The following is a 20,684-nucleotide window of genomic DNA, read 5'->3' as shown; positions in this document are numbered from 1 at the left end:
GATGCCATTGACAAGAAAGCAGGAGCCCGTTTCCCTTGCCGGGAACCTACGCTTGATACCTATATAGAAAGCCGGTTGTGTGTCATTAGTTCCCCAGGGAACGGCCAGCGCAGTTTGCGAGTTAAGCCTGACTAACGTCTTCCACCACCTCGTTAAAATCGATGCCCCCGGCCAATCGATGGCCTGCAAACCGCGTGCCGAATGGATCTTTTAGCTCAAGCCCGGATCAAGGGCGTTCAGTCCGAATTCGTCGATGCCCTTGGAAAGCTGCGGGTCACCGCGCCCGAGGCGCTCACATCCATCCTCGAGGCCTTGCCGGAGAAGCGGGTCTACCGCTTCGTCAGCGGGCCTGTCGTGGTGCGCGCTCTGCGACATGCGCGCACCGAATTGGCAGCCATCGGCGCGCCGCCACTGAAATGGACAATCACGGGTAACGGCAAGCTGATCGCGGAAGGCGAGACGCGCGAGCCCGTGATCGCCTGGCCGGCCGAGCTGCCGCTCGGTTATCACCGGTTGACACTGACTGACGCCGAAGGTGCGACGGAAGATGTGCCCATGATCGTGGCACCCGAGCGCGCCTTTGGCGGGGATTTCGATCGCGGCTGGCTGCTGGCCGTGCAGCTCTACAGCGTCCGCTCCGACCGCAATTGGGGTATCGGCGATTTCACGGACCTGGCGGGCCTCGTCCGGCTCGCCAAGCAACTCGGCGCCGACGGTGTCGGGCTCAATCCGCTGCATGTGTTGTTCGACAACCATCCGGCCGATTGCAGCCCCTATTCGCCGAACAGCCGGCTGTTTCTCAATCCGCTCTATATCGACGTCGAGGCGATCCCGGAATTTTCCGCCGATCTCGTCCCCGACGCGGCTGCGACCGCCGCGCGGCTGCGCGACGGCGACAGGGTGCCCTATGCGGACATGGCGGCGTTGAAATGGCTGGGCCTGCGCGCGGCCTTCGACAGCTTCGTGAAAAGCGCGAGCGGCGTCCGCCGCAATCAATTCGACGCTTTCCGCGCCGACCGCGCCCCGCTGCTATCCCGCTTTGCCTGCTTCGAGGTGCTGCGCCACCGCTTCACGGCGCCGTGGTGGGAATGGCCACAGGAATGGCAGCAGCCTGACGAGGCGAAATGCGCCGAGCTTCGTAACGGTCCCGACAAGCGCGAGGTCGAATTCGTCGAGTTCGTGCAATGGACGGCCGATAGCCAGTTGCATGCGGCCAAGGAGCTGGCCGGCCAGCTCGGCATGCGGGTCGGGCTTTATCTCGACGTCGCCGTCGGCGTGCAATCCAACGGCTTCGATGCCTGGAACGAGCAGACGGCGATTTCGCGCCATCTCGCCGTCGGCGCGCCGCCCGACGTGCTGAACACCGCCGGCCAGGACTGGGGCCTCGCCGGCTTCAACGCCGGCGGCCTCGAAGCGCAGTCTTTCGTGCCGTTTGCCGACATGCTGGCGGCGTCGATGCGTCATGCCGGCGCGATCCGGATCGACCACGTCCTCGGGCTGAAGCGGCTTTATCTGGTGCCGCGCGGCTTCAGGCCGGATAACGGCGCCTATGTGCAGATGCCTTTCGAGGCGCTGCTTGGCGCCATCGCGCGCGAGAGCGCGGCGCATAAATGCATCGTCATCGGCGAGGATCTCGGCACCGTGCCGGAAGGCTTTCGCGAGACCATGCAGGATTTCGGCATCTGGTCCTACCTCGTCATGATGTTCGAGCGTGACGACGCCGGCCATTTCCGCAACAGCGACTTTTACCGGCCGAACGCACTGGTGACGCTGAACACGCATGATCTCTGCACCTATGCAGGCTGGCGCTCCTTCAGCGATCTCAGGATGAAGCTCTCGCTCGGGCTCGATCCTGGCGAAACCGATCAGGAGCGTTGGAATGCGCTCGGCGGGCTCGACCAGATCCTGCGCCAGAACGGCATCACCGCCAACGATCTGTATTCGGTGCTCGCCTTTCTGTCGCGCACGCCGTCGCGGCTGCTGGCAGTGTCGATGGAAGACCTGCTCGGCGTGATCGACCAGCCCAACATCCCCGGCACGATCGACGAGCATCCGAACTGGCGCCAGCGCCTGCCTGTGACGCTCGACAAGATCGCCGCCAAGGTCGATCTCACGGCCTTGCGAGCCGCGACGCGGGAACGTTCATTGACCGGCGGGAGTTGACGCGCCGGGAATTTTCAAGGCTCGGAAACATTGTCACAGCAGATCGAGGACTATGCGCTGATCGGCGACTGCGAGACCGCGGCGCTGGTGGGGCGCAACGGCTCGATCGATTGGCTGTGCTGGCCCGCCTTCGATTCCGACGCGTGCTTCGCCGCAATCCTCGGCACGCACAAGAACGGCCGCTGGCTGATCGCACCAGGCGAAGACGTCAAAAGTATTTCGCGCCGCTATCTCGGCAACACCCTCATCCTCGAAACGCGCTTTGAGACAGAGGGCGGCACCGTCGCGCTGATCGACTTCATGCCCCCGCGCGGCAAGGCCTCCGACATCGTGCGGCTGGTGCGCGGCCTCACGGGCACGGTGAAGATGCGGATGGAGCTCGTGATCCGCTTCGGTTTCGGCGTCGATATTCCCTGGGTGCGGCGGATCGACCATTCGCTGCAAGCCATCGCCGGCCAGGACATGACGGTGCTGCGGACGCCGGTCGAGACCCGTGGCGAGGACATGACCACGGTGTCTGATTTCGAAGTGAAGGCCGGTGAGACCGTGCCGTTCGTGCTGACCTACGGCCCCTCGCATCTCGATCCGCCCGCGCCGATTGATCCGGAAGTCGCGCTCCAAGAGACCGAAACATTCTGGAACGAGTGGTGCGGGAAATGCACCCGCGACGGCGACTATCACGATCTGGTCGTGCGCTCGCTGATCACGCTGAAGGCACTGACCTTCGGTCCTACCGGCGGCATCGTCGCCGCGCCCACCACGTCGCTGCCGGAAAAGCTTGGCGGTGCCAGGAACTGGGACTACCGCTTCTGCTGGCTGCGCGACGCCACCTTCACGCTGCTGGCGCTGATGAACTCCGGCTATACCGAGGAAGCCCTGGCCTGGCACAATTGGCTCCTGCGCGCGGCCGCCGGTTCGCCATCGAACATGCAGATCATGTATGGCATCTGGGGCCAGCGGCGGCTGCTGGAGTGGGAAGCGGGCTGGCTCGACGGCTATGAGGGCGCAAAGCCGGTACGCGTCGGCAATGCCGCGCATGCGCAGCTCCAGCTTGATGTCTATGGCGAGCTGATCGACGCCTTCCACCAGTCGCGTATGGCCAAGCTCAAGCTCGACGACGAGACGACATGGGCGCTGGAATGCGCGGTGCTCCAGCATCTGGCCGAAGTCTGGGACCAGCCGGATCACGGCATCTGGGAGCGCCGCGGAGTGCCCCGGCACTACGTCTTCTCCAAGGTGATGACCTGGGTCGCCTTCGACCGCGGCATCAAGAGCGCCGAGACATTCGGTTTCAAGGCGCCGCTGCTGCACTGGCGCGCTTTGCGCGAGGCGATCCATCGCGACGTCTGCAACAGGGGATTCGACGCGCAGGAAAATGCCTTCGTCGAATCCTACGGCGCGAAAATGCTCGATGCCAGCGTGCTGCTGCTGCCGTCCGTCGGCTTCCTGCCGCCGCATGATCCGCGCATTCGAGGCACCATCGCCGCCGTCGAGAAGCGCATGATGCGCGACGGCTTTGTCCTGCGGCACGACCCATGCGAGCTGTCCGAGGAGAAGCAGCCGATCGAGGGCGCGTTCCTGGCCTGCACGCTGTGGCTCGCCGACGCCCATGTGCTCGCGGGCGATCTCGACAAGGCGCAAATCCTGCTCGATCGCGTCGTCGGCATCGCCAACGACGTTGGCCTCCTGGCCGAGGAATATGATTCAGTCGCCCGGCGCCAGACCGGAAATTTCCCGCAGGCGCTGACCCACATCGCGCTGATCAACACCGCGCATAATCTTTCGGCGGCAAGGCAGGAGTGCGACAAGCCGGCGGTGCAGCGGTCGAAGCAGTGACCTAGACCCCCAGCCACTCCAGGCCGCCGGGCAGCATTTCGACGGAAAAATCCACCTGCAACACGCGGCGATGCTTCGGAATAGTGGCCGCGTCCGAAGCGTGAAGAATAGGCGTTGCATAAAGCCAGATGTCGCCGGGCTCAGCCAGACATGCGACCGTGCCGCAACGCCGGACGACGTCTTTCACATCCTCCTCGGCAATCCGCCCCAGCCTATGTGATCCGGGCGCGATCAACAGGGGCGCATTGCTGGCCGGGACCGCATCGATATGAACGCGCAGGGTCACCATGCCTGACAATAGCGCGAAGGGTGGCTCAACGTGCTGCATGCCGCTCTTGACGCTCCAGGTTTTGAAACCATCGACGGAGATGCGCTCTTTCACGGCGACGGTGCGATCCTGGTGCCAGCCCAGCGCCCAATTCGTTGCTGCTGACTTGTCGAACAGGATGGCCCTGACCGGGCGGCAGGCGTCGCCAAGCATTGACGCCGCGCAACTGCCGATATGTCCGCTTGCGGCGAGGAAAGGCGCGAGACCTTCGACGCCTCTCAGCCTCAGTCCAGCATGATCGGGCGGCAGGTGGGACAGGACGGCCTTGAGCAGGCTCAATTGATTCGAGGCCAGCTCCTGCGGGAACAGCTGAGCGCCGTCATTCTGAAAGGTCAGATGTTCAATTTCCAAGGCCACACCGTAGATCGAACGTTCAGCCCACCCCGTTCCGCTTCAGGATCATCTCCATCGCCTCGGCAAAACCGTCCTGCTCATTGGTTGCGGTGACGTGGGTGGCCTGGTCCTTGACGCTGTCGGTGGCATTGCCCATGGCGATCGAGGTGCCGCTGACGCGGAACATCGCGAGGTCGTTCTGCATGTCGCCGATGGTGGCGACCGCGTCGGTGGAGATGCCGAGGCGCTTGGCCATCGCCTGTACGAAGGTGCCCTTGTTGACGCCGGGCGGGGTGATGTCGAGGTAATAGGTCTGCGAGCGCACCGCCGTGGCCTCGCTGCCGAGCGCCTCCTGCATCGCCTTCTCGCAAGCTTCGAGGCCGGCGGCATCGGCGCTGGCGCCGACGATCTTGCAGGCGCTGGCAAGATACGGCGAGAAGTCGGTTACGATGGTGGGTTCGGAGCGGATCGTGTGCTGCTCGTGCGCAACGTATTTGCCGTTGGGATTGTCGACCAACCATTTGTCATAGGTGAACAGCCAGATATCGGCGCCGAATTCGCGCAGGATCTTCAGGGCACGTTCGGCGGCGCTCGCCGGGATCAGATGCTGCTCGACCGGGTTCATCTCGGGATCGACGATCGAGGAGCCGTTGAACGGGCCGACCGGCAGCCATAGCGCCAGCGGCTCGATCAGGAAGCGCATGCCGATCGCGGGGCGGCTGGAGGTGATGGTGAAGCCGATGCCGGCCTGGTGCAGCCGTTGCACCGCCGACCTCGCGCGCTCCGTCAGCGTCTTGTCCTTGGTCAGCAGCGTGCCGTCGACGTCGGAGACGACCAGTGAGATCTTCGTCATGGCAGGACCTTGAGGTTCAGGTTTCTCAGTGTTTCGCCCCGCCCAGCTTCAATTGCCGCACCACGCCGTCGACGATCGCCTCGACGGATTCGTCGATCGACACGGTGATGACGTGCTCGCCTGTTTCCGGCGGCTCCAGCGTGTCGAACTGGCTCGTCAGCAATCCGGGCGGCATGAAATGGCCCTTGCGCTCAGCGAGGCGGGCGGCGATCAGCTCCCTGGTGCCCCTCAGGAACACGAAGCGGACGTCGTCGCGCCCGCGCAGCAGCACGTCGCGATAGATATGCTTCAGCGCTGAGCAGGCGATGATGACGTGCCCGCCCTCGCCGCAAACCCGCGCGATCTCGTCGGCGATGGCGTTGAGCCAGGGCCAGCGGTCCTCGTCGGTGAGGGGATGACCGGCCTTCATCTTCTCGACATTGCTCTTGGGGTGAAAGCTGTCGCCGTCCTCGAATCGCCAGCCGAGCCGCTGGCCCAGCGCCTCCGCCACGGTGCTCTTGCCCGAACCCGACACGCCCATCACGATCAATGCAGAAGGTGCTTCAACGCCCGCCACGAATTTCCTCCGGAAGCGCGGCCTGGTCGACCAGCCAGACGGTCTCGCCATTCGAGCGCGCGCGTACAGCCGGCAGAGTCTCGCCATTGAGGAGGCGCGTCAAGATCGGCTGCTTGTCGTGCCCGGCAATCTCGAACAGCATTTCGTAGCAAGAGGCCAAAGCGGGCAGGGTGAGGGAGACCCGCGGCACGAACGGCGCGACATGGGCTTGGGGCACGCCGACGACCCAGCGCGTGGTCTCCGCGATGGCGGGATAGCCCGGGAAGAGCGAGGCGGTGTGGCCGTCGGGACCCGCGCCCATCAGGACCAGGTCGAACAGCGGCCGCGCCGGATCGAGGTTTTGGCCGCCGTAGAAGGCCTGCAGCTCGCGCGCATAGGCTTCAGCGCTGGCATCGGGGTTTTCGAGCGTCGTCGGGATCGGGTGGATGTGGCCTGAGGGCGCATTGCGATCCAGAAAGGTCGCACGCGCGACCGCCATGTTGTTGAGCGGATCGCTCTCGGGGACAAAGCGCTCGTCGCCGATGAACCAGTGGACGCGGTCCCACGGGATCTTGTCGCGCCAGGCATCGCTGCCAAGCAGCTGATAGAGCTTCTTCGGACTCGATCCGCCCGTCAGGCAGATCGCGATGCGCGAGGGATTGGCTGATATCCGCGCCACCACCCGCTCGGCAGCGGCCTGCGCCAGTGCCTCGGCATCGCTCTCAACGATCAGCTTCGGCTTGCCGGCCGCCGCCATCACGTCAATTTCCGCCAGCTGCGCCCGTCGCGCCGCAGCAACTCGTCAGCACATTTCGGGCCGTCGCTGCCGGCTTCATAGGTCTCGATGCCGTTGGTGCCGGCGCTCTTCCACGCGTCGAGGAACGGCTGCACCGCCTGCCAGCCGGCCTCGATGCCGTCGGCGCGCTGGAACAGGATGTTGTCGCCGATCATGCAGTCGTAGATCAGCGTCTCGTAGCCGGTCGAGGGATCGGCGCGGAAATAGTCGCCGTACTTGAACTTCATCTCGACGCCGTCGATGGTAATGCTCGGCCCCGGAATTTTCGCGTTGAACTGAAGCTCGATCGTCTCGGTCGGCGCGATGCCGATGGTGAGGAAGTTCTGCGAGAGCCGGTCGACCGTGGTCCCCGAGAACATCGACAGCGGCGCCTGCTTGAACTTGATCGCGACTTCGGTGCGCTTGTGGCCCAGCGCCTTGCCGGTACGAAGATAGAATGGCACGCCGGCCCAGCGCCAATTGTCGATCATCAATTTCAGCGCGACAAAGGTCTCGGTGGTGCTGCCGGGCTTGACGTCCTCGGTCTTGCGATAATCCGGGATGGTGTCGTCGCCGATGCGCCCCGACAGATATTGCGCGCGGACCGAATTTCTCAGCGCGTCCTCGTGGTTCGGCTGCTGGATCGAGTTCAGAATTTCGGCCTTCTCGGAGCGTACGGAATGCGCGTCGAAGCGCGCCGGCGGCTCCATCGCGACCAGCGACATCAGTTGGAACAGATGGTTCGGCACCATGTCGCGCAGTGCGCCGGTGGCGTCGTAGAAGCCGCCGCGATGACCGACGCCGAGCTTCTCCTCCACGGTGATCTGGATGTGGTCGATATGGTTGCGATTCCAGATCGGCTCGAACATGCCGTTGGCGAAGCGCAGCACCAGAATGTTCTGCACCGTCTCTTTGCCGAGATAGTGATCGATCCGGTAGATCTGGTGCTCGTCCATGATCTTCAGCAGTTCGGCATTGAGCGCCTTGGCCGATGCGAGATCGGTGCCGAACGGCTTTTCGATCACGAGCCGGCGCCAGACGCCGTTTTCCTTCATCATGCCGGTGCGGCCGAGCTCGCGGGCGGTCGGCGCGAAGGCGGCCGGCGGGGTCGCCAGATAGAACAGGCGGTTACCCCCGGTGTCCTGTGCGCATTCGAGTGTGTCGAGATGCGCGTGCAGCCGGTCGAATGACGGCGGATCTTTGGGATCGGCCTCGACGAAGCTGACGCGCTCCAGGAGTTTCTTCGCAATGACATCGTCCACGGGGCGGGTTGCGAATTCGCGCAGCCCTTTCATCAGGCTGTCGCGGAGCTCGTCGTCCGACATGGCTTTGCGGCCCACACCGACCACGCAGAATTTTTCCGGCAACAGGTGTTCTGCGGCAAGATTGTAAAGCGACGGCATCACCAGACGGTGAGTGAGATCGCCGGTCGCACCAAAAATGACGAAGGCGCAATTTTCCGGCTTGCGCTTTGCTTGCGGATCTTTTGTCACGAACGATTGGCCTTCGCTTTGTTACGTCTTATTTGGGCTTCGAAGCGGCCGGTTGCTTCGGCTCCTTGTGGCCGCCGAATCCCGCACGCATCGCGGAGAGAATTTTTTCGGCGAAGGTGTGTTCCCTGCGGGAACGGAAACGTGTGTAGAGCGCCGCGGTCAGCACTTCGGCCGGCACGGCCTCGTCGATCGCAGCGTTCACGGTCCAGCGGCCTTCGCCGGAATCTTCCACGAAGCCGGAATATTCTTCCAGTGCCGGGCTATCGGCGAGCGCCGTCGAGGTGAGATCGAGCAGCCAGGACGGGATCACGCTGCCGCGCCGCCAGACTTCGGCGATGTCAGCGAGATCGAAATCGTAGCGATGATCGGCCGGCAATGCCTCGATGTTCGCATTCTTGAGAATGTCGAACCCTTCGGCATAGGCCTGCATCAGGCCATACTCGATGCCGTTGTGGATCATCTTGACGAAATGGCCGGCGCCGACGGGGCCGGCATGGATATAGCCCTGCTCGATGCGGGGATCGCGTCCGTCGCGTCCGTCCGTGCGCGGAATGTCACCCGCACCAGGTGCGAGCGCGGCGAAGATCGGATCGAGCCGGTCCACCACTGGTTTCTCGCCGCCGATCATCATGCAATAGCCGCGGTCGAGACCCCAGACGCCGCCGGAGGTGCCGACGTCGACATAGTGGATGCCGCGCGCCTTCAGCGCCTTGCCGCGGCGGACGTCGTCCTGCCAGAAGGTGTTGCCGCCGTCGATGATGACGTCACCTTCCTGCATCACGCCCGCGATGGTGTCGATCGTGGTCTCGGTGATGTGACCGGCCGGCAGCATCACCCAGGCCGTGCGCGGCCGCTCCAGTTTCGAGATGAACTCCTCGAGCGTCGCCGAGCCCACCGCGCCGTCTGCGGCAAGGCCTGCGACAGCCTTGGCGTCCTTGTCATAGACCACGGTCGTATGGCCGTGGCGTATCAGGCGGCGAACGATGTTGCCGCCCATCCGGCCGAGGCCGATCATGCCGAGTTGCATTGGAGATGATCCCTTAATTCAGTGCGTCGTTGAGCGCCGCATTGAGCGCGGCGAGACCTTTCTTGAGCGGACCCTTCAGATGCACGCGGAGTGCGCGCCGGCCGCGCTCGGTGAGCACGTCGAAATCGCCGCGCGCCTGCGCTGCCTTGATCACGCCGAAGCTCGCCTTCTGGCCCGGCACAGCCAGGTCCTTGGCATCGTCAGCGGTGATCTGGAGGAACACGCCGCTGTCGGGTCCACCCTTGTAGGCTTGTCCGGTCGAGTGCAGGAAGCGCGGCCCGAATTCGGCGCAGGTCGCGACGTGCCGCTTCTCGCGCACCTCGAGCCGCATGGCCTGGAGTGCGTCGATCGTCGCCTTGTCGCGGGCGATGTAGCCGAGCAGGGCGACGTAGTCGCCCTGGTTGGAGCGCGACAGATGCGCCTTCAGCCACGAGGTGAGGTCGCCATTGGCGCCGGCGGCGCGCAGTGCGGTGGCGTTGGCCTCGTCGGTGTAGAGATCGGCTTCGGCGGTGCTGATCACGGGTTTCTCCGCAGGCAGCGCGCCGGTCTTCTCGAACGAGGCGGTGAGCTCGCGGGTCTTGATCTTGGCCGCTTCCACGTCCGGCTGGTCGAACGGGTTGATGCCGAGGATGCTGCCTGCCACGGCCGTCGCCATCTCGAAGCGGAAGAACTCCTGACCGAGATGGTCGATCGATTTCATGACGATGCGAACGACCGGATGGCCGGCCGCTTCGATCGCGGCAAGGCTGGAATCGTGTGCGGCGTCCGCCTCGCCCTCGGTACGGATGTCGATGAAGAAGCGGTCGTTGCCGTAGAGCGAGGATTCGCCGAGCGGCTCGCCGGCGATCGGGATCAGGCCCTTGCCTTCCTTGCCGGTCGATTCCGCGATGAGCTGCTCGGCCCAGGCACCGAAATCGGCGATCTTCTTCGACGACAGGATCGTCACCTTGTCGCGGCCTTCGAGGCCGGCGAGACCCATCGCGAGGCCGAGCTGCACGCCGGGGTTCTCGGCTGGCGGCACGTCCGGCCCGCAGGAGCGGGCCATCGCCAGCGCATGCTTGACGAGGGTCTTGACGTCGATGCCGGCGGTTGCCGCCGGCACCAGGCCGAACGGCGACAACACCGAATAGCGTCCGCCGATCGAGGGCTCGCCATGGAAGATGCGGGCGTAGTTCAGTTTCTTCGCCGCCTTCTCCAGCGACGAGCCGGGATCGGTGACCGCGATGAAGCGGAAGCCGGTCTTGGCCTTCGGGCCGAGAGCCTGCGCAACGCGCTCGTGGAAATAATCCTTCATCGCGTTCGGCTCGGTGGTGCCGCCAGACTTGCTGGACACGATGAACAATGTGTTGGCGATGTCGATCTTGGCCTCCATCGCCCGCACCTGCGCCGGGTCGGTGGAGTCCAGCACGTGCAGCTTCGGGAAGCCCGCCTTTTTCGCAAAGGTCTCAGCCAACACCTCAGGTCCGAGGCTCGAACCGCCCATGCCGAGCACGACGGCGTCGGAGAATTTCTGGCCCTTCACGCGGTTGGCGTAATCCTCATAGTCGGCGACGTCGGCCTTGGCCGCGCTGTCGAGCCACCCGAGCCATTTGTTCTCGTCGGTGCCGGTCCAGACCGATTTGTCACGCTGCCACAGCCTGCGGATCTTGGCCGATGCGCGCCATTCCTCGGTGCTTTTGGCCACGGCCTTGCCGAGGCCGTCGCCGAGCGAGAGAAGCTGGCGGTCGATGGCGGCGCCGAGCACGGTGGCGCGCTTGTGCGCGACGGCGCCGTAGAGCTTGTCGGCGGCGTCGGCAAACTGCTTGACGCCGTCCTTGACCAGCTCCTCGGTGATGGCGTCGAGCGAAACGCCGGAGCGCTCCAGCTCTTCCAGCACGCGATAGGCGTCCTCGACACTCTCTTCAAGGCTGTCGCGCGCCTTACCGTGGTCGCGGAAAGCGTCCAGCGTTGCCGGCGGCACGGTGTTGACGGTGTCGGGGCCGATCAGCTCCTCGACATAAAGCACGTCGCTGTAGTCCTTGTTCTTGGTGCCGGTCGAGGCCCACAGCATGCGCTGCGGCTTGGCGCCCTTGGCGGCGAGCTTGTCCCAGCGCGGACCCGAGAACAGGCGCTTGTAATCCTGATAGGCGACCTTGGCGTTGGCGATCGCGACCTTGCCCTTGAGCGCGGCGAGCCGTTCCTTCTCGGATGGGTCGTTGGCACGGGCGATCTTCTCGTCGAGCTGCTTGTCGACGACCGAGTCGATGCGGCTGACGAAGAAGCTTGCGACGCTCGCGACATGCGAGGGATCGCCGCCGCCGGCGACGTATTTTTCGAGACCGGCGATATAGGCTTCGGCGACCTGGAGGTAGACCGCTTTCGAAAACAGCAGCGTGATGTTGATGCTGATGCCGTCGCCGATCAGCGTCTCGATCGCGGGCAGGCCTTCCGGGGTCGCCGGCACCTTCACCATCAAATTCTTGCGGTTGACGTCCTTCCAGAGGTGACGTGCCTCGGCGACCGTGCCTGATGTGTCCATCGCCAGGTAGGGCGAGACTTCCAAGCTGACATAGCCGTCGCCGCCCTTGAGGCGGTCATAGACCGGACGGAGCACGTCGGCGGCCGCCTGGATGTCCTCGATGGCGACGGCCTCGAACAGGTCGGCCACGGTCCGGTCGCCGCGCTTCAGCGCCTTGCCGATCGGGGCGTCGTACTCGTCCGAGCTCCCGATCGCCTTCTCGAAGATCGAGGGGTTGGAGGTGACGCCCTTGACGCCGTCGGTGTCGATCAGCCGCTTCAGGTCGCCTTTGGCAATGAAGCCGCGGGCGAGGAAGTCCAGCCAGACGGCTTGTCCGTGCTTTTCCAGTTCTTTGACGGGATTCATGGTGCTTATTTATCTCCAAGCCTGCGGGCGAGGGGTTTCCGCGCCGGTCCTGACGCGCTATCCTCTAGCCTACATGCTCCCGCGAGGGAACCAATCAAGGGTACAAGCGTCATACTCTCAGTGTAACTCCGCCGCGGTCATGGCGATCCAGGTGGAAGTGGCGTTGTTGCGTAAAAAGTCGTTGGCCGGAAGGAGTTGGCCAAGGTCTCGTTGCGTAACGTCATCGTGGCTCGGTCGCGAATGACCATGCTGGGGGAAAGCATGCACGCACATCATGACGGCTTGGCACTCGCCGTCGCCGACCGCTCGCAACCGGTCACGCCGGGCGCTGTCATCGACGCGTCTCACGATCTCGAAATCAGTTCATGTACCACCCGGCTGCGGCTGCTGGTCGCGGCGGGATTCGCGATGACCCTGCTCAGCGCGAGCCTCGCGTTCGACTGGTGGGACGGCCTTTGGTGGGACGGCGGTAGCGATTACGACACGACGATCGGCTATGCCGGTGTCGCGCTGTTTGGCCCGCTGACCAGCTGGTTGATCTGGATGCTGCCCGCCGAACGGGGGCCCGTGGTGATCGTCACTCCCTATGGCATCCGCGACCTCCGCATCGGCAATGAATTTCTATTGTGGGACTCGGTCGCGGAGATTTCGGCTGAGGAATGCCGCGGGCACAAGATGATCGTGCTGACGCCGACGCCGGCCTTGCAGCGCCAGCTCGGCACCATCCGCAGCCCGGCGCGCCGCGCGCAGAACGATCGACAGGACAGTCGGCAAAACAGTCGGGTTGTTATCCGCTCGGAGGGTCTGGCGACCGATTTTGACACACTGCTGCGCGCCTGCCGCGATTGCCATGCTGCAAGCAGCTCATGCGCCGCATTGCACCACGAAGATGAACGCCGCGCGCAAGGCGGCGCTCAAGGCATCGCCCTACAAGCGTCATAAGATCGCCGCTCGCGGATCGCCCTATGTTGCGGTGCCCGGGGGAGGAATCCCCGGTATTGCCCGGATGTGGCGAGCGAGTGACAAATTCTGGAAATGAGCGAAGATGGATAGAGATTCGCACAAATTACAGGCAAGTGCCTGTTCGTAATTCAGCGAGTGCCTACCTTGTGCGTTGCGTCGCGTCGGCACCAGGGTGTCCAATGATCGTCATGTGCTCACGCTGATTCGAAACGGCCTGAGGAACGGTCCGGTAACGCTTTCGTTTCAGCTTGTGTAGCGGAGCTCACGCGGAGAGGGATCATGTATAACGATTCTCTATTCAACGCTTTCGCTAAGTCGTTCGAGGCGAGAAGCCAGCACGACATGTCGATGGCGGAATATCTGGAGTCGTGTCGAAGCGATCCCATGAAATACGCCAACGCGGCCGAACGACTGCTAGCAGCGATCGGTGAGCCCCAGACGATTGACACGGCGAAGGACCCACGCCTTGGCCGTATTTTTTTGAACCGCACCATCCGTACCTATCCGGCCTTCGCCGGCTTCTACGGCATGGAAGAAACCATCGAGCGCATCGTCGGCTTCTTCCGGCACGCGGCGCAGGGCCTCGAAGAGCGCAAGCAGATTCTCTATCTGCTCGGGCCCGTCGGCGGCGGCAAATCCTCGCTCGCCGAGCGGCTGAAGTCGCTGATGGAAGTGCACCCGATCTACGTGCTCAAGGCCGGCGATGAACTCTCGCCCGTGTTCGAGAGCCCGCTCAGCCTGTTCGATCCCGATCAACTCGGACCGATGCTCGAAGAGAAGTACGGCATTCCGCGCCGGCGTCTCACCGGCCTGATGAGCCCGTGGTGCTACAAGCGGCTGGAAGCCTTCGGCGGCGATATCTCGCAATTCCGCGTCGCCAAGATCCAGCCGTCGCGGCTGCGCCAGATTGGTATCGCCAAGACCGAGCCCGGTGACGAGAACAACCAGGACATCTCCTCGCTGGTCGGCAAGGTCGATATCCGCAAGCTCGAGACCTACGCGCAGAACGATCCTGATGCCTACAGCTATTCCGGCGGCCTCAACCGCGCCAACCAGGGCGTGCTCGAGTTCGTCGAGATGTTCAAGGCGCCGATCAAGATGCTGCATCCGTTGCTGACCGCAACGCAGGAAGGCAACTACATCGGCACCGAGAACATCGGCGCGATCCCGTTCACCGGCGTCATTCTCGCGCACTCCAACGAAGCCGAGTGGTCGAGCTTCAAGGCCAACAAGAACAACGAGGCCTTCATCGACCGCATCTGCGTGATCAAGGTGCCCTATTGCCTGCGGATCACGGAAGAGCAGAAGATCTACGAGAAGCTGATCCAGGGCTCCGAGCTCGCGGCCGCGCCCTGCGCACCCTCGACGCTGGAGACGCTGGCGCGGTTCTCGGTGATGTCGCGCCTGCGCAAGCACGAAAACTCCACGGTGTTCGCCAAGATGAGGGTTTACGACGGCGAGAGCCTGAAGGAATCCGATCCGAAGGCGCGCAGCGTCCAGGAATATCGCGATGCCGCCGGCGTCGACGAGGGCATGGACGGCGTTTCCACCCGCTTCGCCTTCAAGATCCTGGCTGCGACCTTCAACCACGATCCGCAGGAAGTCGCCGCCGACGCCGTGCATCTGATGTACGCGCTGGAGCAGTCGATCAAGCGCGAGCAGCTGCCCGAGGAAGTCGAGAAGCGCTATCTCGAATTCATCAAGGCGGATCTCGCCCCGCGTTATGCCGAGTTCATCGGCAACGAGATCCAGAAGGCCTACCTCGAATCCTACTCGGATTACGGCCAGAACCTGTTCGACCGGTACGTCGATTATGCCGACGCCTGGATAGAGGACCAGGACTTCAAGGACGCCGACACCGGCCAGCTGCTGGATCGCGAATTGTTGAACCAGGAACTGACGAAAATCGAGAAACCGGCGGGCATCGCCAACCCCAAGGACTTCCGCAACGAGGTGGTCAAATTCTCGTTACGGTCGCGGGCCCAGAACGGCGGCAAGAATCCGACCTGGATCTCCTACGAGAAGATTCGCGACGTGATCGAAAAGCGGATATTCTCCCAGGTCGAGGACCTGCTTCCGGTCATCTCCTTCGGGTCGAAGAAGGACGGCGAGACGGAGAAGAAGCACGGCGAGTTCGTCGCACGCATGGTGGAGCGCGGCTACACCGAGCGTCAGGTTCGCCGGCTCGTCGAATGGTACATGCGCGTGAAGCAGGCCGGTTGAGGCGGATGGAAAAGTGCCGATTCACATTATTGACAGGCGCCTGAATCCAGGCGGCAAGAGTCTCGAGAACCGGCAGCGGTTCTTGCGTCGGGCCAAATCCCTGGTGCAGGGCGCCGTCAAGAAGACCTCGCAGGAACGCGACATCAAGGACGTCCTGGAGGGTGGTGAAATCACGATACCGCTCGACGGCATGCACGAGCCGCGTTTCCGCCGTGAAGGCGGAACGCGGGACATGGTGCTGCCCGGGAACAAGAAGTTCATCGAGGGCGACTACCTCCAGCGTTCCGGCCAGGGCAGCGCCAAGGATTCCGGCCCCGGCGAAGGCGACAGCGAGGACGCCTTCCGCTTCGTCCTCTCCCGCGACGAGTTCGTCGATCTCTTCCTCGACGATCTCGAACTGCCCGATCTGGCCAAGCGCAAGATCGCGCAGACCGAGAGCGAGGGCGTCCAGCGCGCCGGCTACACCACCTCGGGCTCGCCTGCCAACATCTCGGTGAGCCGGACTGTGCGGCGTGCGCTGGCGCGCCGCATCGCGCTCAAGCGTCCCAGCAAGGAGGAGATCGAGGAGCTGGAAGCCGCGATCGCCGCCTGCACGGACGAGGACGAGCGTGTGGTGCTGCTCGCCCAGCTCGACAAGCTGAAGGCGAAGACCAAGCGCATTCCCTTCATCGATCCGCTCGACATCCGCTACCGTCGCTTCGAGACGGTGCCGAAGCCGGTCGCGCAAGCGGTGATGTTCTGCCTGATGGACGTCTCCGGCTCGATGTCCGAGCACATGAAGGATCTCGCCAAGCGCTTCTACATGCTGCTCTACGTGTTCCTGAAGCGCCGCTACAAGCACGTCGAGATCGTCTTCATCCGCCACACCGACCGCGCCGAGGAGGTCGACGAGCAGACTTTCTTCTACGGCCCCGCCTCCGGCGGCACGCTGGTCTCCAGCGCGCTGCAGGCGATGCACGAGATCGTGCGCGAACGCTTCAACCCGTCGGACTGGAATATCTACGCAGCCCAAGCCTCCGACGGCGACAATTCCTATTCCGACGGCGAGCTCACCGGCATGTTGCTGACCGACAAGATCCTGCCGGCCTGCCAGTTCTTCGCCTATCTCGAGGTCGGGGAATCCGGCGGCAGCGCCTTCGATCTCTCCGATTCCTCGCTCTGGACCCTCTATGATCGCCTGCGCAACGGCGGCGCACCGCTCTCGATGCGCAAGGTCAGCGAGCGGAGCGAGATATTCCCGGTGTTCCACGACCTGTTCCAGCGCCGCGAAACGGCCCAGGAGAAAGCCGCTCCATGACGGAAAGATTGTTCGAAGGCGCGGATTGGGATTTTCACACCTTGCAGCGCATCACCGATGCCTGCGAGGAGGTGGCGAAGAACGATCTCGGGCTCGACGTCTATCCGAACCAGATCGAAGTCATCACCGCAGAGCAGATGCTGGATGCCTACTCTTCGGTCGGCATGCCCCTGTTCTACAAGCACTGGTCCTTCGGCAAACAATTTGCGTATCACGAAGCGTCCTACCGCAAGGGCCTGATGGGGCTCGCCTATGAGATCGTGATCAACTCCTCGCCATGCATCTCCTACCTCATGGAGGAGAACACGGCGACGATGCAGACGCTGGTGATCGCGCACGCCGCCTTCGGCCACAACCACTTCTTCAAGAACAATTATCTGTTCAAGCAGTGGACCGACGCCGACGGCATCCTGGATTACCTCGACTTCGCCAAGAAGTATGTGACGAGCTGCGAGGAACGCTACGGCCGCACCGAGGTCGAGCGCACGCTCGATGCCGCGCACGCGCTGATGTCGCACGGCATCGACCGCTATCCCGGCAAGAAGAAGCTGGATTTGCGCGAGGAAGAGAAGCGTGCCGGCCGTCGGCGCCAGCATGAAGAGGAAGTCTTCAACGATCTCTGGCGCACCGTGCCCAAGGGGGCATCGAAGACCCGGTCGGCGATCTCCCTCGAACGCCGCCGCAAGCTGCTCGGCCTGCCGCAGGAAAACCTGCTCTACTTCCTGGAAAAGAGCGCACCTCGGCTGGCGCCGTGGCAGCGCGAGCTGCTGCGCATCGTCCGCCACATAGCGCAATATTTCTATCCGCAGAGCCAAACCAAGGTGATGAACGAGGGGACGGCGACCTACGTCCACTATCGCATCATGACCAAGCTGCACGAGCAGGGTCGCATCAGCGACGGCAACTTCCTCGAATTCCTGGGATCGCACACCAATGTGGTGTTTCAGCCCGAATTCGACGATCGGCGTTTCTCGGGCTTCAATCCCTATGCGCTCGGCTTCGCCATGATGCAGGACATCGAGCGCATCGTCACCAGGCCCGAGGATGAGGACCGCGAATGGTTCCCGGACATCGCGGGCAAGAACGACGTGATGGGCGTGCTGCGCGACGTCTGGGCCAATTACCGCGACGAGAGCTTCATCGGCCAGTTCCTGAGTCCGAAGCTGATGCGGCAACTCCGCATGTTCCACCTGCACGACGATCCCGAGGAGCGCGCCGGCATTCGCGTCGATGCCATCCACGACGAGCGCGGCTTCCGTCGCGTCCGCCGCGAGCTGGCACGGCAGCACGATGTCGGCTACATCGACGCCAATATCGAGGTGGTGGACGTCGATCTCTCCGGCGACCGCCGGCTGATCCTGCATCACCACGTCATCAAGGGCTCGCAGCTCAATGAGACCGACGCCAAGCGCGTGCTCCAGCACCTTGCCGATCTCTGGACCTACGACGTCTCGCTGATCGAGGTCGATGCCCAGGACAAGGTGCTGCGCGAATACGTCGTAAGCCCGCGTCCGATCCCGGCGGCGGTGGCTTGAGGCCGGCGGCAGCTCTAGCTCATCGGGCTTTAGCTCGCTCGCGGCCATCCTTCGAGACGCCCGCCTTTGGCGGGCCCTCAGGATGAGGACGGAGGGTGCGGCAGAAATTTCGACAGTAGAGATGCTGCTTAGCCTCATCCTGAGGAGACCGCGGAGCGGTCGTCTCGAAGGACGATGCGCTTGCTCTGGCGGCCATCAGGAATACTTGGATCGACTTAGGGCGCTCTACGCCGAACGCTTTGCTGGCTTCTTCTTGACCTTCGACGCATTCAGCTCCGCCGCCGCGCGGATCAGCGCCTTCAACCCCTTCTCGTTGATCTCATCGCCGTCGCGAATATCGATCGCGCGTCGCAAATTGCCGTCGAGGCTTGAATTGAACAGGCCCGCGGGATCATCCAGTGCTGCGCCCTTGGCAAAGGTCAGCTTCACCACTTCCTTGTAGGTCTCGCCGGTGCAGATGATGCCGTCGTGCTCCCAGACGGGAACGCCGCGCCATTTCCATTCCTCGACCACATCCGGCACGGCGTCCTTGATCAGGTTGCGGACCCGTCCCAGCATCTCGCCGCGCCAGTCGCCGAGCTCCTTGATCCGGCCGTCGATCATCCTGGAGGGCGAGGGCCCGGTCGCGTCCTTTGCGCCGGCCTTCTTCGCGGTCACGGCCTTCGTCATGACCGCGCCTCCCGTCGAGCGTCGTCGCGCCGGCCGAGATAGGGCAGCGCGAACAGGTATAGCCCGGTGATGAGCATGGGAATCAGCGGGACGAGCGCCAGGAAGCCGATCCACGTTGCCTGGACCTGCTGCGTCATGGCGACGATGTTGGCGATGACGGCGAGCGTGAAAACGATCGACAGCCAGCGATGGATCTGCCGAACCCACATATTTCCGGTCAATGAAACCTCCTCTCGGGATGATCGAATGAACGCCGCCGGCCGGGCTAGTCCACCCGCGCCAGCACCTCGTCCAACCTTGCGAAAAACTGCTTCCAGCCGGCATGCGCGCCGCCATAGGCCTGCTTCTGCGTCGGGTTGAAGCCGGCCTGCTCGACGCGCAGATGCGTGCCCGCGCCCGTCGGTGTCAGCGTGAAGGTCACGATGCTCTTCAAATCGAACGCCGCGTCCTCATGCGAGAAATTCCAGGTGTAGGCGAGCGTCTTCTCCGGCTCGATGGTCAGGACTTCGCAATCGAGCACGCCGCCCCATTCGCCGCGCAGATTGAAGCGATGGCCGACATCGGGTTTGAAGTCGTTCTTCATCAGCCATTCCTCGATCAGATGCGGCTGCGTCAGCGCGCGCCACAGGCGCTCGGCCGGAAAAGCAAATTCGCGCTCGACGACGACAGAGCGCGTTTCGGTCGCGTGTTCGGTCATTGGTCCATCCTCTTCAGGAGATCGTCGAGGGCATCGAGCCGGTTCTGCCAGAACCCGGCCATCTGGCTGGTCCAGTCGAGCAGCGGATTCAGTGCGCCGGGCTGCGCGCTGTAATGGGTCTGGCGTCCCTCATGGCGGTCGCGCACCAGGCCCGCCTGCTTCAGCGCGCCGAGATGTTTTGAGACCGCCGGCTGGGAAACGCCTGATTGCGCCGTCAGTGCCCCGACCGTCTGCTCGCCGTCGCGGCACAGCCGTTCGAAGATCCCCCGCCGGGTCGGGTCGGCGAGCGTCCGGAACAAGAGATCGGGGGCGGTCGACATGTGGAATCCATAACCAGTAAGTTATGGATTAACTCATAACCGTAGGGTTATGGATAAGTCAAGCGTGATTTCTCCCCGTCATTGCGAGGAGCAAAGCGACGAAGCAATCCAGAGTCCCTCCGCGGAAGGATTCTGGATTGCTTCGCTGCGCTCGCAATGACGGAGAATGGGGCGACGGCGCCCCGCGCGACCCTTACGGCCGCAGATACAGATATCCCTGCGACTGCAGCTCGGCGAGCCGCACCACGCCGCCTTTCTCCGCGCTGACAAAACCCGGCAGCAGATCCGTCAGCGTGACGTTCTGCGCCTTCATTGTATTGCCGCAAGCGGCGAGCTCGACGCCGTCCTTGGAGAAATCACCGACGCGCTTGCTGATATCGGGGTTGGCTTGCACCCACTGAAACGCCTTCAGCGCCGGCCCGTGAATCACCAGCGCGATCGTCACATGCTCGGGGCCGCCGACGCCGTCGATGTGGTTCTGGATGTTGCCGAGCACGAAACTGACCTTCTCGGCATCGCTGAGATGGTAGACGACCCTGAGCTTGTTCGATGCGGGAGCCTCGGTCGCAGCTTTCGCGCGGGAGGCGCCGAGTGCCTCGCCCAAAGCCGTAACGGTGCTCCACAAGATGTTCCGGCGATTCATGGCGATCTCCCTGACCTGAATTTGCCGGAGACATATCATTTGTGGCGCAGCGCAGCGAGCTCTTCGCGGTCATCGGGGACAATGAGGGCCAATCGACCGCTAGTCGCCAGCCGAACGCCGCGCGTTCAGGT

Annotated in this window: 18 protein-coding genes; 6 read left to right on the top strand and 12 right to left on the bottom strand. The window is 63.5% G+C overall.

From position 1 onward, the window contains the following. Window positions 1-201: 201 nt before the first annotated feature. The gene (gene malQ, locus AB7532_RS28765) at window positions 202-2,163 is read left to right on the top strand and encodes a 4-alpha-glucanotransferase (RefSeq protein ID WP_441238052.1); all 1,962 of its coding nucleotides are present in this window, start codon (window positions 202-204) and stop codon (window positions 2,161-2,163) included. Window positions 2,164-2,193: 30 nt separating this feature from the next. Then, on the top strand, window positions 2,194-3,999 hold the full coding sequence (locus AB7532_RS28760; RefSeq protein WP_441238051.1) for a glycoside hydrolase family 15 protein: 1,806 nt from the start codon (window positions 2,194-2,196) through the stop codon (window positions 3,997-3,999). A gap of 1 nt (window position 4,000) precedes the next feature. On the opposite strand, the gene AB7532_RS28755 is transcribed toward AB7532_RS28760, so the two are convergent. The 7 genes from AB7532_RS28755 to AB7532_RS28725 are packed head-to-tail and all read right to left on the bottom strand — an operon-like array spanning window position 4,001 to window position 12,206. Beyond that, window positions 4,001-4,684 (bottom strand): phytanoyl-CoA dioxygenase family protein, encoded by a 684-nt coding sequence (locus AB7532_RS28755; RefSeq protein ID WP_441238050.1) that lies wholly within the window; start codon window positions 4,682-4,684, stop codon window positions 4,001-4,003. 16 nt (window positions 4,685-4,700) lie between these two features. Continuing rightward, the gene (locus tag AB7532_RS28750) at window positions 4,701-5,513 is read right to left on the bottom strand and encodes an HAD family hydrolase (protein ID WP_441238049.1); all 813 of its coding nucleotides are present in this window, start codon (window positions 5,511-5,513) and stop codon (window positions 4,701-4,703) included. Between the two features lie 25 nt (window positions 5,514-5,538). After that, window positions 5,539-6,069, bottom strand: coding sequence for a gluconokinase (locus tag AB7532_RS28745; protein ID WP_441238048.1), 531 nt, complete (start codon window positions 6,067-6,069; stop codon window positions 5,539-5,541). Beyond that, window positions 6,056-6,805, bottom strand: a complete 750-nt coding sequence (pgl, locus tag AB7532_RS28740; RefSeq protein ID WP_441239375.1) for a 6-phosphogluconolactonase — start codon at window positions 6,803-6,805, stop codon at window positions 6,056-6,058. The genes AB7532_RS28745 and pgl overlap by 14 nt, the downstream gene beginning before the upstream one ends. Next, window positions 6,805-8,316 carry a glucose-6-phosphate dehydrogenase gene (gene zwf / locus AB7532_RS28735; protein ID WP_441238047.1) on the bottom strand — a complete coding sequence of 504 codons (1,512 nt, stop codon included), beginning with the start codon at window positions 8,314-8,316 and terminating at the stop codon, window positions 6,805-6,807. The genes pgl and zwf overlap by 1 nt, the downstream gene beginning before the upstream one ends. A 28-nt stretch (window positions 8,317-8,344) precedes the next feature. Next, window positions 8,345-9,343 (bottom strand): phosphogluconate dehydrogenase (NAD(+)-dependent, decarboxylating), encoded by a 999-nt coding sequence (gnd, locus tag AB7532_RS28730; protein WP_441238046.1) that lies wholly within the window; start codon window positions 9,341-9,343, stop codon window positions 8,345-8,347. Between the two features lie 13 nt (window positions 9,344-9,356). Further along, window positions 9,357-12,206 carry a bifunctional transaldolase/phosoglucose isomerase gene (locus AB7532_RS28725; protein ID WP_441238045.1) on the bottom strand — a complete coding sequence of 950 codons (2,850 nt, stop codon included), beginning with the start codon at window positions 12,204-12,206 and terminating at the stop codon, window positions 9,357-9,359. A 240-nt stretch (window positions 12,207-12,446) separates the two neighbouring features. Between AB7532_RS28725 and AB7532_RS28720 the strand changes: the two genes are divergently transcribed. From AB7532_RS28720 to AB7532_RS28705, 4 genes are all read left to right on the top strand, one after another. Continuing rightward, entirely contained in the window at window positions 12,447-13,148 is a 702-nt protein-coding gene (locus AB7532_RS28720) for an STM3941 family protein (RefSeq protein ID WP_441239374.1), read from the top strand. 300 nt (window positions 13,149-13,448) lie between these two features. After that, the gene (locus AB7532_RS28715; RefSeq protein ID WP_441238044.1) at window positions 13,449-15,392 is read left to right on the top strand and encodes a PrkA family serine protein kinase; all 1,944 of its coding nucleotides are present in this window, start codon (window positions 13,449-13,451) and stop codon (window positions 15,390-15,392) included. A gap of 19 nt (window positions 15,393-15,411) precedes the next feature. Next, complete coding sequence (locus AB7532_RS28710) at window positions 15,412-16,689, top strand: YeaH/YhbH family protein (protein ID WP_441239373.1); 1,278 nt, start codon at window positions 15,412-15,414, stop codon at window positions 16,687-16,689. Further along, window positions 16,686-18,224: a SpoVR family protein gene (locus AB7532_RS28705; RefSeq protein ID WP_441238043.1), complete on the top strand. Its 1,539-nt coding sequence runs from the start codon at window positions 16,686-16,688 to the stop codon at window positions 18,222-18,224. The genes AB7532_RS28710 and AB7532_RS28705 overlap by 4 nt, the downstream gene beginning before the upstream one ends. A gap of 225 nt (window positions 18,225-18,449) precedes the next feature. On the opposite strand, the gene AB7532_RS28700 is transcribed toward AB7532_RS28705, so the two are convergent. From AB7532_RS28700 to AB7532_RS28680, 5 genes are all read right to left on the bottom strand, one after another. Next, window positions 18,450-18,893: a DUF1801 domain-containing protein gene (locus tag AB7532_RS28700; protein WP_441238042.1), complete on the bottom strand. Its 444-nt coding sequence runs from the start codon at window positions 18,891-18,893 to the stop codon at window positions 18,450-18,452. Next, window positions 18,890-19,114: a hypothetical protein gene (locus tag AB7532_RS28695; protein WP_441238041.1), complete on the bottom strand. Its 225-nt coding sequence runs from the start codon at window positions 19,112-19,114 to the stop codon at window positions 18,890-18,892. The genes AB7532_RS28700 and AB7532_RS28695 overlap by 4 nt, the downstream gene beginning before the upstream one ends. A 44-nt stretch (window positions 19,115-19,158) precedes the next feature. Beyond that, window positions 19,159-19,590, bottom strand: coding sequence for an SRPBCC family protein (locus AB7532_RS28690; RefSeq protein ID WP_441238040.1), 432 nt, complete (start codon window positions 19,588-19,590; stop codon window positions 19,159-19,161). After that, window positions 19,587-19,910, bottom strand: a complete 324-nt coding sequence (locus AB7532_RS28685) for an ArsR/SmtB family transcription factor (RefSeq protein WP_441238039.1) — start codon at window positions 19,908-19,910, stop codon at window positions 19,587-19,589. The genes AB7532_RS28690 and AB7532_RS28685 overlap by 4 nt, the downstream gene beginning before the upstream one ends. Before the next feature lie 193 nt (window positions 19,911-20,103). After that, window positions 20,104-20,553: a DsrE family protein gene (locus AB7532_RS28680; protein ID WP_441238038.1), complete on the bottom strand. Its 450-nt coding sequence runs from the start codon at window positions 20,551-20,553 to the stop codon at window positions 20,104-20,106. Window positions 20,554-20,684: the final 131 nt, after the last annotated feature.

The sequence above is a fragment of the Bradyrhizobium sp. 930_D9_N1_4 genome, assembly GCF_052076015.1.
Lineage (GTDB): Bacteria > Pseudomonadota > Alphaproteobacteria > Rhizobiales > Xanthobacteraceae > Bradyrhizobium.
The sequence above is the reverse complement of the archived record's forward strand: the minus strand, read 5'-3'. Positions and strand labels throughout refer to the sequence as shown.

Excerpts from the sequence above, each read along its gene's own strand:
- AB7532_RS28700 (WP_441238042.1), bottom strand. The coding sequence starts at position 18,893 with ATGACGAAGGCCGTGACCGCGAAGAAGGCCGGCGCAAAGGACGCGACC.
- AB7532_RS28705 (WP_441238043.1), top strand. The coding sequence starts at position 16,686 with ATGACGGAAAGATTGTTCGAAGGCGCGGATTGGGATTTTCACACCTTG.
- malQ (WP_441238052.1), top strand. The coding sequence starts at position 202 with ATGGATCTTTTAGCTCAAGCCCGGATCAAGGGCGTTCAGTCCGAATTC.
- AB7532_RS28680 (WP_441238038.1), bottom strand. The coding sequence starts at position 20,553 with ATGAATCGCCGGAACATCTTGTGGAGCACCGTTACGGCTTTGGGCGAG.
- AB7532_RS28690 (WP_441238040.1), bottom strand. The coding sequence starts at position 19,590 with ATGACCGAACACGCGACCGAAACGCGCTCTGTCGTCGTCGAGCGCGAA.
- AB7532_RS28720 (WP_441239374.1), top strand. The coding sequence starts at position 12,447 with ATGACCATGCTGGGGGAAAGCATGCACGCACATCATGACGGCTTGGCA.
- pgl (WP_441239375.1), bottom strand. The coding sequence starts at position 6,805 with ATGGCGGCGGCCGGCAAGCCGAAGCTGATCGTTGAGAGCGATGCCGAG.
- gnd (WP_441238046.1), bottom strand. The coding sequence starts at position 9,343 with ATGCAACTCGGCATGATCGGCCTCGGCCGGATGGGCGGCAACATCGTT.
- AB7532_RS28750 (WP_441238049.1), bottom strand. The coding sequence starts at position 5,513 with ATGACGAAGATCTCACTGGTCGTCTCCGACGTCGACGGCACGCTGCTG.
- AB7532_RS28685 (WP_441238039.1), bottom strand. The coding sequence starts at position 19,910 with ATGTCGACCGCCCCCGATCTCTTGTTCCGGACGCTCGCCGACCCGACC.
- AB7532_RS28715 (WP_441238044.1), top strand. The coding sequence starts at position 13,449 with ATGTATAACGATTCTCTATTCAACGCTTTCGCTAAGTCGTTCGAGGCG.
- AB7532_RS28725 (WP_441238045.1), bottom strand. The coding sequence starts at position 12,206 with ATGAATCCCGTCAAAGAACTGGAAAAGCACGGACAAGCCGTCTGGCTG.